The sequence below is a fragment of the Ruegeria atlantica genome, assembly GCF_013032005.1.
In the GTDB taxonomy this organism is placed as follows: domain Bacteria; phylum Pseudomonadota; class Alphaproteobacteria; order Rhodobacterales; family Rhodobacteraceae; genus Ruegeria; species Ruegeria atlantica_A.
In genome coordinates, this window is record NZ_WQBE01000001.1 from 325,883 (window position 1) to 339,049 (window position 13,167).

General features: G+C 58.5%; 14 protein-coding genes. 7 read left to right on the plus strand and 7 right to left on the minus strand.

Annotated features, from left to right (window positions below; translation table 11 throughout):
• Nucleotides 1-28: 28 nt before the first annotated feature.
• Entirely contained in the window at nt 29-736 is a 708-nt protein-coding gene (locus tag GOX21_RS01555) for an SDR family oxidoreductase (RefSeq protein ID WP_170375020.1), read from the minus strand.
• 113 nt (nt 737-849) lie between these two features.
• On the opposite strand from GOX21_RS01555, the gene gcvA reads away from it, so the two are divergent.
• Both gcvA and GOX21_RS01565 read left to right on the plus strand, forming a co-directional pair.
• Entirely contained in the window at nt 850-1,788 is a 939-nt protein-coding gene (gcvA, locus tag GOX21_RS01560; RefSeq protein WP_170375022.1) for a transcriptional regulator GcvA, read from the plus strand.
• Between the two features lie 66 nt (nt 1,789-1,854).
• Nucleotides 1,855-2,466: a YrbL family protein gene (locus GOX21_RS01565; protein ID WP_170358149.1), complete on the plus strand. Its 612-nt coding sequence runs from the start codon at nt 1,855-1,857 to the stop codon at nt 2,464-2,466.
• A gap of 1 nt (nt 2,467) precedes the next feature.
• On the opposite strand, the gene GOX21_RS01570 is transcribed toward GOX21_RS01565, so the two are convergent.
• A complete protein-coding gene (locus tag GOX21_RS01570; protein WP_174818758.1) occupies nt 2,468-3,337 on the minus strand; it encodes a LysR family transcriptional regulator in 870 nt (289 codons plus the stop codon).
• Between the two features lie 166 nt (nt 3,338-3,503).
• Between GOX21_RS01570 and GOX21_RS01575 the strand changes: the two genes are divergently transcribed.
• The gene (locus GOX21_RS01575) at nt 3,504-3,752 is read left to right on the plus strand and encodes a hypothetical protein (RefSeq protein WP_170375025.1); all 249 of its coding nucleotides are present in this window, start codon (nt 3,504-3,506) and stop codon (nt 3,750-3,752) included.
• Between the two features lie 44 nt (nt 3,753-3,796).
• Entirely contained in the window at nt 3,797-4,801 is a 1,005-nt protein-coding gene (locus tag GOX21_RS01580) for a GlxA family transcriptional regulator (RefSeq protein ID WP_170375027.1), read from the plus strand.
• An 8-nt stretch (nt 4,802-4,809) separates the two neighbouring features.
• On the opposite strand, the gene GOX21_RS01585 is transcribed toward GOX21_RS01580, so the two are convergent.
• The 5 genes from GOX21_RS01585 to GOX21_RS01605 form a co-directional block, all read right to left on the minus strand.
• Nucleotides 4,810-5,370, minus strand: coding sequence for a sarcosine oxidase subunit gamma (locus tag GOX21_RS01585; RefSeq protein WP_170375029.1), 561 nt, complete (start codon nt 5,368-5,370; stop codon nt 4,810-4,812).
• Entirely contained in the window at nt 5,363-8,308 is a 2,946-nt protein-coding gene (locus GOX21_RS01590; protein WP_170375031.1) for a sarcosine oxidase subunit alpha family protein, read from the minus strand. Before GOX21_RS01590 ends, GOX21_RS01585 begins: the two co-directional genes overlap by 8 nt.
• Nucleotides 8,305-8,592: a sarcosine oxidase subunit delta gene (locus GOX21_RS01595; RefSeq protein ID WP_170375033.1), complete on the minus strand. Its 288-nt coding sequence runs from the start codon at nt 8,590-8,592 to the stop codon at nt 8,305-8,307. The genes GOX21_RS01590 and GOX21_RS01595 overlap by 4 nt, the downstream gene beginning before the upstream one ends.
• A 12-nt stretch (nt 8,593-8,604) precedes the next feature.
• A complete protein-coding gene (locus tag GOX21_RS01600) occupies nt 8,605-9,855 on the minus strand; it encodes a sarcosine oxidase subunit beta family protein (protein WP_170375035.1) in 1,251 nt (416 codons plus the stop codon).
• An 84-nt stretch (nt 9,856-9,939) separates the two neighbouring features.
• Nucleotides 9,940-10,797 (minus strand): LysR family transcriptional regulator, encoded by an 858-nt coding sequence (locus tag GOX21_RS01605; RefSeq protein WP_170375037.1) that lies wholly within the window; start codon nt 10,795-10,797, stop codon nt 9,940-9,942.
• 107 nt (nt 10,798-10,904) lie between these two features.
• Here GOX21_RS01605 and GOX21_RS01610 point away from each other — a divergent pair, with 107 nt between their 5' ends.
• Genes GOX21_RS01610 through GOX21_RS01620 form a run of 3 tightly spaced genes read left to right on the plus strand, consistent with a single transcriptional unit; the run spans nt 10,905 to nt 13,160 of the window.
• Nucleotides 10,905-11,504: an amino acid synthesis family protein gene (locus GOX21_RS01610; RefSeq protein WP_170375039.1), complete on the plus strand. Its 600-nt coding sequence runs from the start codon at nt 10,905-10,907 to the stop codon at nt 11,502-11,504.
• Nucleotides 11,476-12,255: an alpha/beta fold hydrolase gene (locus tag GOX21_RS01615; RefSeq protein WP_170375041.1), complete on the plus strand. Its 780-nt coding sequence runs from the start codon at nt 11,476-11,478 to the stop codon at nt 12,253-12,255. Before GOX21_RS01610 ends, GOX21_RS01615 begins: the two co-directional genes overlap by 29 nt.
• Nucleotides 12,252-13,160, plus strand: coding sequence for a flavin reductase family protein (locus tag GOX21_RS01620; RefSeq protein ID WP_170375044.1), 909 nt, complete (start codon nt 12,252-12,254; stop codon nt 13,158-13,160). Before GOX21_RS01615 ends, GOX21_RS01620 begins: the two co-directional genes overlap by 4 nt.
• The last annotated feature ends 7 nt before the right edge of the window (nt 13,161-13,167 follow it).

Genomic DNA, 13,167 nt, shown 5'->3' on the forward strand with positions numbered 1-13,167 from the left:
ATGAGCCGGGGCAGGGCGGTCGCCGGTGTTACACCGACCGTGTCAGCCCACCGTCTACTCGGATGTTCTGGCCGGTGATATATGCTCCACCGTCCGACGCGAGAAAAGCTACGGTTGCTGCGATTTCGTCATAGGCCTTGCCATATCGTTCCATCGGGATGCGGGCCTTCCAGTCCGGGTTTTCCGGCAGGCTGTCAATGAAGCCCGGCAGCACGTTGTTCATGCGCACATTGTCAGTCGCATGTTTGTCCGCGAACAATTTGGTGTAGGCTGCCAGACCCGCCCGCATCACACCAGACGTTGGAAACACCGGGTCGGGTTCGAACGCCGCGAAGGTCGAGATGTTGATGATTGCTCCGGACTTTTGGTCGATCATGATCGGGGTGATGATCCGCGCGGCCCTTACCGCGTTGAGGAAATAGACCTCAAGCCCTTCGTGCCAGTCGTCATCACTGATCTCAAGAACCGGGGCGCGGGGGCCGTGTCCAGCTGAATTCACCAACACATCAACGCGACCCCAGCGGTCCATGGTCATGTCCACCAACCTTTGCATGTCTGCGCTGGATCTGTTGGTGCCGGTCAAGCCGATGCCGCCCAATTCAGTCGCCAAAGCTTCGCCTTTACCCGATGATGACAGGATGGCGACGTTGAACCCATCATCTGCCAAACGACGGGCGCTTTCCGCGCCCATGCCGCTGCCGCCGCCCATGATGATTGCGACTTTGTTGTCCGTCATGTTGCACCTCATTGTGTCTACTTAGGATGAAAAATGGCGTCAGCGGTGGCGTTTGACCAATCAGTAATTCTGCCTTAACCTTGTAGAAAATCTATCGTGTTGAATCCCTAACCATGCGTAGTTTACCCCCCTTGAACGCGTTAAAGGCTTTTGAAGCGTCCGGGCGCCATCTGAACTTCAGCCGGGCTGCTGATGAGTTGGGCGTCACGCAAGGCGCTGTGGCCCAACAGGTGCGGGCGCTTGAGGAAGTATTGCAAATCAAACTGTTCCACAGGCAGGCCAGAGGGCTGTCCCTGACTGATGAGGGCCGGGCCTATCTTGCACCGCTCCGTCGCGCTTTTGACTTGATGGCCGAGGCAACCGCAAACTTGTCACCGCAAGACGTTGTCGCCACGATCAGTTCAACCCCTTCTTTTGCTACACGGTGGCTGGTGCCGAGATTGGGGTATTTCGCACAGGATCATCCCGATATCCGGCTACGTCTGGATGCGTCGAACACGTTGGCGAATTTCCAGACGGACGGGGTCGATATCGCGATCCGGCAGGGTAAGCCACCGTTTGGTCCGGGATTGGTCTCCGTGCCTTTGTTTTCTGCAGAGTTGATCGCTGTCTGCCATCCTGATCTCGCGTCAGGGCATAGCCCCGTTCAGTCGCCTGCAGACCTGATCAACCATGTTCTGCTCGAAGACACCCATGGCCAGTGGCCCCTGTTTCTGGAGGCCGCTTTGGGAGAGGTGCCTGTATCCGGGCTAAAGACTATGGCGTTCAGCCAGACTTCGCTGGCCATCGATGCAGCAATCGCCGGGCAGGGCATCGCGCTGGCCAACCGGGAATTTGTCGCTGGGGACCTTGAGGCCGGGCGCTTGTGCCAACCCGTTTCTTTTGCAACCCCGGTGCAAGAAGGGTACCACGTCGTCACCCAACGCACGCCCAGACAGGCAAAGGTCGCCGAGGCGGTTCGGAACTGGTTGATCAAACAGGTTCAGGAAGCGTCATCGCCAGTTCAGGCTGAAACAAAGGTGAATTGTCACGGAAATCAGAACGCCCTATGAAGGGCACTGATTTTAGCACTAAGTGCCCCTGCGGCGCACGTTTCTCATGATTGGGACCTGACAGACATGATTGACCTAAGCGGCCACACCCCGCTACGCGAAAGCCGCAACTACAAGATTTTCCAACACCCTGAAATTGAATGCGCGTTGTTGAAAGTTCGGGTGGATGAACCTATTCGACATCATGCGATTCCGCGATATGCGGCCTGGCGCTATGGCAATCTGCGGCAGTGGAATCGAGAAGCGAACGAATATCTGGCCGCGTTGAATCGCGGCTGCCCGGAAATCGAACGCCTCGCGCGGTTCATGGGGTATGCGCCGACGTCGCAAGGCCCGGCATTGGTTGTTGAAAAACTGACTGGTTCAGATGGTGGGCTTGCGCCGACCCTGCAATCCGAAAAGCGTGCGGTTGCGTCGGACAGGGAGGCGCGCCAACGGCTGCATGATGAGTTCATGGAACTGATGGACGATCTCAAAAAAGGGCAGATCATTGTCGGTGACATGGGGTTTGAAAACATCGTCCGCGCGCAGGAACGCGGCGGAAAGCTGGTCATCATCGACGGGCTAGGTGAACGGGTGATGTTCCCGCTTGTTTTGTTCAGCAAGTTGGCGTTTCACAAGTCGATTGAACGTCGCCGGGAACGTATGTCCAAAGCGTTCAATCTCGGGACGAGTTAACTCAGCCTGCGTCGGTCACAGGCATCGTGGTCTCAACCTCTTTACGGATTTCCTGAATGAGAGCTATTGCAGCCGGGTTTCGGCGCTTTAGATGCGTGCGCGCGACAAAGGCGATACGGGGCGGAACAGGGAAAAGCTTGTCGATGATTTCCATGTCCGAAGTGATGTGCATTCCGTTCAACAATGCGACACCCAAACCCGACCGCACCGCCGATTGGATGCCCGCCGCACTCGGGCACTCCAGAACGTTATCGAACTGGTGCAGCTTTTGTCCCATGCCCCATTGTTTATAAAAACACTGGCTATCGAAGGATAGAAAAGGCACAGGCGAGGATAAATCCGGGTGAAATTCCGGCGACTTGACCCAGTGCAGCGTGTCTTCAAACAGGATCAAATCGTCAGGCAGAATGTCCTTACGAAAGATCTGCATCACCGCCACATCCAGCTCTCCGGCTTTCAACCAGGACTGCACGTTTAGGCTTTGACTGGTGCGGGTGCGGACACGAATGTCAGGGTACAACCGCGTGAAACGACCCACAATTCTGGCGATGTCGCTTGTGGCGGTGTCCTCGGTCATGCCCAGGCGGATGGTTCCGGTCAGAGGTTTCTTGCCCAAAGATGATAACGCTTCGTCATGCAAATCAGTGATCCGGCGTGCATAGTCGCACAGCCGTTGACCGGCTTCGGTAAACAAGGGGCCACCGGCGCGGCGGGCCAGCAAGTTACAATCCAACGCCTGCTCTAGCCGACGAATTTTGTGGCTGACCGCAGATTGAGACAATGCCAGATGTTCCGCCGCGCGGGTCACGCCACCATGTGCAGCAATGGCCAGCAAGGCGCGTAGGGCGTCAATTTCTAGGCGTTCGTTCATGTGCTGCCATATGACAAAATAAGATCACAGAATGACAATCATTCATTTGAGTCACATGATAGCCTTGGTCTAGTCACAGGAAAAGACAAAACATCAAAGGCCCAAAATGACATTTTTTATCACTGAGCCCGCTCCGATAAACCGCATGACAGGACAGGGGTGAAGCATGGAAAAACTCGAAACCTCGCGTCGCAGTCTGACTACGGTGTTTGAAATCACCGGGTCCGTGTTGGCGATGGCCTATGCCTTGCTGATCGCCTCGAATATCGGGGCGGAGCTGATGGGTTTTACGCTTCTGCTATTGTCGTCGGGTCTGTTTGCAGCCTGGGCTGTGATCGACCGTCGCTGGACATTTCTGTTGCTACAGGGGTTTTACGCAACATCAGCCATCATCGGGTTGATCCGCTGGGCTTGAAACTTCGCTTAGGGCAGCGGTGGATTTCCTGCTAGGACAGGTCCATGCGGACTGAAAACAGAATCGAGATCGGCTTTTTGCTGTTTGATGGCTTTCCCATGGCTTGCCTGACCTCGGTGATCGAGCCGCTGCGGGCGGCCAATGAAATCGCGGGGCAAGAAGCGTTCCTCTGGTCGCTGATTTCCGAGAATGGCCAAAAGGTCCAATCCAGCGCAGGTGTCGGATTCGAAGCCGAGCGATCTCTGGCAGCCTGCAAGGACATTGACATTATTTTCCTTCTCAGCAGTCCGACTTCGGTCTTCGACAACCCGAGTTTTGGCAACGGTGCCCTGCGCAGTCTAGGCCGCCACGGGACGGTTCTGGGTGGGATCAGCGCAGGTGTTTTTCCGTTGGTTCGGTCGGGTGTCATGCAGGGTCATCCGGTGTCGGTTCATTGGTGTTATGAGGCCGCGTTCGAAGCGGAATTCCCTGACATGGATGCCCGCAGTGAAGTGATCGTCAGAGATGCCAGTCGAACAACCGTTTCGGGCGCGGCGGCAGGGTTTGATCTGGCATTGCATCTTATTCAGGACAGGTTGGGTGGGGACGTCGCACATGAAGTCGCCTGTTGGTTCCAGCACCCGATGATGCGCGGCGCCGGTGTGCAACAGCAGGTGCCCAGAGCAACTGCGCCCGACACGGGCGATAACCTGCCGCCTCTGGTTTCCCGCAGTGTTGCGTTGTTCGCTGCGCATATGAGCGAGCCGATTTCCGTGGCAGAGGTGGCGCAGCAGATGGGGGTGACGCCCCGACAGATCGAACGGGCTTTCAAACAGGCAACCAGTCAAAGTCCCAGCCACTATTACCGCGCCATGCGTATGAAGGCTGCGCGGCAGATGGTGGTTTATACGAAAGACCCGATCCCCCAGATCGCCTCAGCCGTCGGGTACGGTTCGGTCGCGCCTCTGGTGACGCATTATCGGGCGGCCTTCGGGCTCAGCCCCAGCGAAGATCGCCGCAGAATCAACCGTTTTCGCGTTGAAGATAACGCCCCGCTCCCGTCGGTCTGAACGATGGATCAAAGTGCCGAGCGCATCGCCGTCAAAAGGGCATGATGCAGTGAACCGGCCGAGGATCGTGGACCGTAGAAACTGAAGCTCTCGGGTGTTCGGCACAGAACAAAACAACCGATATGATGGATCGAACAGCGCGCCGCGCTGCCTGGGTCAAGCTTGCGCAGATCAAGCTGGCACAGGAGTTCCAGAACCGCAGGAATATGATCTCCGTTCAGGTCGAACCGCGTCCAACCGTCCGTTTGCTCGGTGACCGAGGCGGCATCTCCCATGGCGGTTTTGACCTGTTCGGCAAGCGCTTCGTGGGTGTCAAAGGGGGCCTCAATCATCCATTGATCGGGGCCGGCCCAGAACGCGCTGATCGTTGTACCGGCCCAGCGACCAATATCGGGGGTGGGGGCATCGATCAACTTGGCCAGAGAAGTGGCAGTATTGTCTTCCTGCCCCATCCGGGCCGCGACCGAGGCTAGCGCCACGCCGGGCACTTCGGTACATGTGACACCTCCGACGGTGTCCACGTGCGGGTCAGTCCCGCCCAGGGCGGTTATAGCAACAAGATCATGCACGTAGACGCTCTCCTTCAGGGTCGACGAAATGGGCGGAGACAAGTTCCACCTCGACGGTCAGGTCAGTCAGGGGTGAGACCAGACGCATAGTCTCGCCCAGCCGCTCAGCCCCGTTTTTCACAAGGCCTAGGCCGATATTGCTGTTGAGGATCGGCGAGTAGACAGCCGAAGTGACATACCCCTGATCATGCGCCGCATCGACCGGGCCTTCGCTGTTCATCAGATGTCCGCCTGCTGTGACCTTATCTTCGGGTTGCAGAGGTTTGATCCCGACAAGTCGCAGGACATCCGGCTCGACCAGAGCCTTGCGTTCGGACAGGACCGAGCCGATACTGTCTTTCTTCTTTGACACCATCTTGCCCAAGCCAAGGTTCAGTGCCGTGGTGGTGCCGTTCAGTTCACTCCCTGCGGCATGGCCTTTTTCAACCCGCATCACGCCCAACGCTTCGGTGCCATAGGGGGTTACGTCGAATTCTTCACCCTCGGCCATCAGCCGCCGCATCAGCGCGTCGCCATAACGTGAGGGCACCGCGATTTCGTAGGCCAGCTCGCCTGAGAACGAGATTCGGAACAACCGCGCCCGTAGCCCACCGCAGACGGTGACGTTGCCACAGGCCATGAACGGGAAGGCGTCGTTTGAAAGATCGAACTCTGGGTCCAAGATCTTTTGCAGCAGTTTGCGCGAATTGGGGCCGGCCACGGCGTACTGTGCCCAGGCTTCGGTGGTTGAAATCAACTGGACATCCATGTCCGGATACAGGCACTGGCGCGCAAATTCCATGTGGCGGTAGACACTTACAGCGTTCGCCGTGGTTGTGGTGACGACGAAGTGATCCTCGGCCATCCGCGCGGCGGTGCCGTCATCCATGACCATTCCGTCTTCGCGCAGCATCAGTCCGTACCGGGTTTTTCCTACGGCCAGCTTTGCGAAGCCATTGGCGTAGATGCGGTTCAGAAACTCGGCCGCATCGGTGCCCTGAACGTCGATCTTGCCCAGTGTCGTACAATCGCACACCCCGACCGAGGCGCGGGTTTGGCGTACCTCACGATCCACGGACTGCCGCCAATGGGTTTCACCGGGCAGGGGGAACCACTGCGCACGCAGCCAGTTGCCAACCTCGACAAACACGGCGCCGCGTTCCTTGGCCCAATAGTGCGAGGGCGTCAGGCGGGTCGGGTGAAATTCCTGCCCCTTCATCCGGCCCGCGAAAGTGCCAATCGGCACGGGCGTGTAAGGCGGGCGGAAGATGGTGGTTCCGACCTCGGGGATCGACTTGCCGGCCACCTCGGCCATGATCGCAAGGCCGGTGATGTTCGAGGTCTTGCCCTGATCCGTTGCCATGCCCAGCGTGGTATAGCGTTTCAGGTGCTCGACTGATCGGAACCCTTCCTGATAGCTGAGCTTGACGTCCTTAACGGTTACGTCGTTCTGCTGATCCACCCAGGCGCGCTTGCATCCTTGCACATACCAGAATGGCGTTTGCGAGACAGGAGCATCCTCAGCTTCGGGCAAGTCGGGCAGGACACCTGTCAGTTCCAGCGCGTTGGCCGCGCCTTCCGCACCGGATTGCAGGGCGCCATGTGTCGACATCACCCCGTTTGCAGCACCAGCAACCGACAGGCCGACGGGCAGGTTTTCTCCGGGCACAAAGGCGGCCAAAGCGTCATCCCAGACCGGACGTCCGCGTTGATGGCATGTCATATGCACGTTCGGGTTCCAGCCGCCGGACACGCCCAGCGCCCCGCTTTCCAGAGTGCGGGTTGAGCCGTCAGCCAAGGCGACCTCGACAAAGGTCAGCCCGTGGCGGCCTTTGGTATCAATGACTTGTGCGCCTTTCAGGACCTCATAGTCATAGCAGGTAGGTGCGTCCTCGCGCACATCTACGACGGCAGTGATTGTGACGCCCTTGGCATGCAGATCGGCCGCGGTGCGATGGCCGTCATCATTGTTGGTAAAGATCGCCACACGTTGCGACGCGGTGGCAGCGAACCGGTTGGCATAGGTTCGCAATGCGCTGGCCATCATGATGCCGGGCCGGTCGTTGTTTTCGAACGCGATGGGGCGCTCCGTGGCTCCGGCACAAAGCAGTGCTTTTTGAGTGTAAATACGCCATAGAATCTGACGGGGTTTGCCTGCGGGAACGGAAGCCAGGTGATCCCCGGTCCGTTCCACAGCGCCATAAATTCCGTGATCAAAGGCGCCGATCACGGTGGTGCGCGGCATCAGCCGGACGTTGGGCAATGACGATAGTTCTGCCACGGCTTGTGCGGCCCAGTCCGAGGCGCTGTGATCACCCAGCGCAAAAGTTTCGCTGTTCAGACGGCCACCTAGCGTGAAATCCTCATCCGCCAGAATGACGTCTACCCCGGCACGTCCTGCGGTCAACGCCGCCATCAAACCGGCAGGCCCGGCACCGATTATCAGCAGATCGCAGTGACGGAACCCTTTGTCGTATTCATCCGGGTCAGCCTCTTGCGACAACGCTCCCAGACCGGCGGCGCGGCGGATCATCGGTTCGTAGAGCTTTTCCCAGAACGCGGCAGGCCACATGAAGGTCTTGTAGTAAAACCCTGCCGACAGGAAGTTCGAGAACATATCGTTCACGGCCAGCGCGTCGAATTTCAAGCTCGGCCAGCGGTTCTGTGACTTCGCCTCAAGCCCGTCGAACATCTCGATCGTTGTGGCGCGGGTGTTGGGTTCCTTAAGGGCACCGGTGCGCAGTTCGACCATGCCGTTGGGTTCTTCGGACCCGGCGGTCAGCAGCCCGCGAGGGCGGTGGTATTTGAACGACCGCCCGATCAGCCGCACGTCATTGGCCAGCAAGGCCGAGGCCAGAGTATCGCCGGGATGCGCCGTATAGCTGCGCCCGTCAAATTTGAAGGATAAAGAGGTGTTGCGGTCGATCTGGCCGCCATTCAGCCGGTTTGTCTGCGTCATTTGGATCGCCCCCGTGCGCGGGCCACGTCACGGGCCAGTTCCACCTTTGAAATCTCATGCGTCAGCGTGTTTCGCGTGACGACCAACCAGGATCGGTCTCCGGCCTCGTGATACCATAGCTCTTGATGCTCGCCGGCGGGGTTGTCTCGCAGGTAGCCGTATTCATAGAAGGCCTCGGATACGTTCTCGGCCTGCCAGTCCGGGCGATCGATCAGTGAGGCATCACCCAGATATGTGAACTCCGAGGCATCGCGCGGACCCAAAAGGGGATGGTTGATAATCATTGTACAGTCCCCTCAGTGCAGATTGGGCTGGTTGCCCACGCCTTTTTCGTCGATCATCCGGCCCGTCCGGAACCGGTCGAGGCGGTAGGCGGTGGCGACCGGGTGCGGCTCGTCCTTCGCCAACAGATGCGCAAAGCAATGGCCCGAGGCCGGGGTTGCCTTGAACCCGCCGTAACACCAACCGCCGTTGAAATAGAGCCCCTCGACCGGCGTACGGTCGATGATGGGCGAGCCATCCATCGACATGTCCATCACACCGCCCCACATTCGCAAAAGGCGAGCGCGGCCGATCATGGGCATCAGGGCCACGCCGCCTTCACAAACATCCTCGACCACGGGCAAGTTGCCGCGTTGGGCATAGGTGTTATAGCCGTCGATATCACCGCCAAAGACAAGCCCTCCCTTATCGGATTGGCTGACATAGAAATGGCCCGCGCCGAAGGTGATGACACTGGGCAGAACTGGTTTCAGACCCTCGGAAACAAACGCCTGCAAAACGTGGCTCTCGATGGGCAATCGCATTCCGGCCATTCCCATCACGCGGCCGGAACTGCCCGCAACCGCGCAGCCTACTTTGTTCGCGCCGATGAAGCCCTTAGTCGTTTCAACGCCCAGGCATTTGCCATTCTCAATCCGCAGGCCTGTGACCTCGCAATTCTGGATGATGTCGACGCCGTGCAGGTCAGCCGATCGCGCAAACCCCCACGCCACCGCGTCATGACGGGCAGTACCCGCGCGGCGCTGAACTAAGCCGCCCTTGATCGGAAAGCGGGCATCGTCAAAATTTAAATAGGGATGCTCTTTGCGGACCTGATCCGCATCTAGCAACTCGGCATCCGCGCCATTTAGGATCATCGCGTTGCCGCGCCTTGTATAGGCGTCTCGCTGACCGTCGGTGTGGAACAGATTGATGATCCCGCGCTGGCTCATCATGGCGTTGTAGTTCAAGTCCTGTTCAAGCCCTTCCCACAGCTTCATTGAGAACTCGTAGAACGGTTCATTCCCGTCCAGCATATAGTTCGAGCGCACAATCGTCGTGTTCCGTCCCACATTGCCGCCGCCGATCCAACCTTTTTCGACCACCGCCACATTGCGCTGACCATAGACCTTGGACAGGTAGTGCGCTGTTGCCAGCCCATGACCACCACCGCCGATGACGATGATGTCGTAATGCGCTTTGGGTTCGGGCTCACGCCAGACCGGTTTCCACCCTTTGTGGCCGGTGAGCGCCTCTTTGATGACTCGGAAGCCGGAATATCGCATGAATCGGACCTTTTTCGCCAGAATTCACTAAAATAAGGCCTTTGGATATCCTCAGATGCGACATCCACTTGTTTGAATCAGACGTTAAATGCGACTTACCTCAGGCAGTGCGCCGGAAAACCATTCCAGAAATGCGTCTACCTCGGGTGAGCGGCGTTGGACCGCCAGAAAATACCCTTCGGTTGCGGGGGCCGAGGCTTCGGTGGCACGTTTGACCCGACCGGTGCGCAATGCGTGTTCCGCGACCAAGGCGTTGACCAAAGCCACCCCGTTTCCGGTGGTGGCGAGTTGTAGAGCGAGACCGTAAGAATCCACGTAGAAGGTGGGGATTGGGATTGTGTACCCAGTTGCCTCGGACCAAGACGACCAATTGCCGGATGTGCCGACCGCCTCGATCAACGGCAGGTCCGGCAAGTCGCCGTCCAACTGGGGAGATTTCACCGCGATCAGGTCATTGGGCAACAGTTCGGTTGCGTCCCGACCCACCTGTTTTGCAGATCCGAACCGTATTTCGATGTCCGCGCGAGAGGCCGAGTATTCATCCGGCCAGATCGTGCTGACAAAACGCACGGATGTGTCCGGGTTTCGCGACCGGAATTGCGGCAACGCAGGGGATATCACCCATTCCAGCACGCTGACCGACGCCGCAACGGTAAGGTGACGCGCGCGTTCCTCGGCCAGATACGGTGACGCCGCCGAGTGCAGCATCTCCAGCGCGGCTTCGACCTTCGGCAGCAGCTTTCGGCCCTCGTCGGTCAACGACAGGCCGCGCGCGTGGCGGTGAAACAACACCACACCCAACCGCGTTTCCAGCGATCTGATCTGTTGGCTGACGGCGGATTGCGTCAGGCCGATCTCGTCAGCGGCGGCGGTGGAACTGAGCCGTCGTGCGGCGGCTTCGAACGATCTGAACCACGTGAGCGGGGGCAGGGTTTTGGGCATTTGTAACCTACATATTAGAGTCACTAATACCTAAGACCAAAGTTCTTTCGTTTGTCAAAGCAGCCCCTGGCCGAGGATAGTTTGCCAATCAATCAAAGGGGGCGTTTGTGCAGCCAAATATTCGAAAAATCGTGACCTACGACGAAGAGGTTCTGGTTGAAGGGTTTCGCGAGGCAGACCGACCATGGCGGATGTTCGCGGTGGCGGCTGTGATCACCAACCCGTGGGCCGGACGTTATGTCGAGGACCTGAGGCCTGAGATTCTGAGCTTTGCCCCTGTTTTAGGTGAGGAACTGACCGGACGAATGATTGCGTTGGCTGGCAGCGGCGATGCAATCGAAGCCTATGGTAAGGCCGCTGTTGTCGGGCTGGACGGAGAGGTCGAGCATGCCTCGGGCCTGATCCACACGCTGCATTTCGGTAATCATTTCCGGCAGGCGGTTGGGGCGAAATCCTACCTGTCTTTCACCAATACCCGAGGGCCAGCCAACGCACCGATCATGGTGCCGCTGATGGACAAGAACGATGCCGGTCGCCGGTCGCATTATCTGACGCTGCAATTCGCCATTCCCGACGCACCGCGCGCTGATGAGGTTGTGATTGTGCTGGGCGGCGCGACGACGGGGCGTCCGCACCATCGGATTGGGGATCGTTATCAGGACTTGAAGGATTTGGGTCATGACGTGGACAACCCGGCCTCGGTCTAAGTTCGATGATCTGGCCGCGATTGACGTGGGCGAGGGGCCTCTGGTCGTGCTGTTGCACGGTGTCGGTCTGAGGGCCGAAGCGTGGGGCGGGCAGATCGAGCCTTTGGTTTCTGCTGGGTATCGCGTGGTTTGCCCGGACATGCTGGGTCACGGGGAAACGGCATTTACCGCGCCAAGTGGAATGAATAGCTACGCCGCGCCGATTGCCGCGTTGTTCAACGAGCCTGCGGTGCTGATCGGGCATTCGATGGGTGCGCTGATTGCCACGCAAATAGCGGCCTCGGACAATCGAAATATCAAAGGGGTTGCGGCCCTGAACGCCATTTACAAAAGGTCAGACGCGGCTCGACAAGCGGTCTTGTCGCGGGCTCATGCGCTTGATGCGCAGCAGCCGAACGACGCCTCGGTCACTCTGCGCCGGTGGTTTGCAGAGAGTGCATCAGCGGAACGCGATGCCTGCGCGCGATGGCTGCAAGAGGTCGATCCACGCGCCTATAAGGCGGCCTATACGGTCTTTGCCGAAAGCGACGGCCCGACCGAAGCGCAGTTGGCTGCGGTTACATGTCCGGCCATATTTGTGACCGGCGCGGATGAGCCGAACTCGACCCCCGTTATGTCGCTAAAGATGGCCAGCCTTGCACCAAAGGGGCGGGCAGAGATCATCCCCGGTGCAGCACACATGATGCCGATGACCCATGCGGCGCAGGTCAACGCCACGCTGTTGCCCTTTGTTCAGGAGTGCCTGACATGACCACGTTGGACCCACGCGCCCTGCGCGATGCCTTTGGCAGCTTCATGACCGGTGTGACAGTGGTGACCACCCGCGATGAAAATGGCGTGCCGGTTGGATTCACGGCAAACTCGTTTTCCTCGGTGTCTCTAGACCCGCCGCTGCTGCTGGTGTGCCCAGGCAAGTTCCTGTCCAGCTATGAAGTGTTCACCGATTGCCGTCATTTCGCCGTCAACATTCTGGCTGAAGGTCAGCAAGAGGTTTCGAACACTTTTGCAGGGCATAAAGGCGACCGGTTCGCGAAAGTTCCCCATCATAACGGCGAGCATGACTTGCCGCTGATCGACGGAGCGGTGGCGCAATTCTGTTGCGAAACCCATCAGGCCATTCCGGCAGGCGATCATACCATCCTGATGGGCCGTGTGCTTGAATTCTCACACGTTGCAGGCGACGGATTAGGCTATGTGGGCGGATCGTATTTCAGCCTGGGTCTTGAGGCCGAAATGGACGCCAAAGTCCCAACGGTTTGCGGTGCGATTATTACTGCTGGCGACCAAGTGCTTTTGGAACGCCATGGCGCTGCGTTTCGCCCGGTTCAAGTCTCGGGTGCTGAGACTGGTGGTCAACGGAACAGGCTGGCGCAGGGGTTGTCGGAACGCGGTATCCATGCGCGGATCGAACAGGTCTATTCGTCGTTCAATGACGCCGAGACCAAGCTGCAATATACGTTTTTCCTGGCGTCAGCAGATCAGCCCTGCGCATCTACGAATGCCCAGTGGGTACCGGTTGCGAACCTGCCCAACCTGACCTTCGCCACTCAAGGCATTCACCACATGATGACCCGCTTTGCACGCGAGGTTCAGACCGGGGATTTCGCCTTGTATCTGGGCGACGCCGAACGCGGCGACATTCACAGTTTTCGCTAAAGGAGCC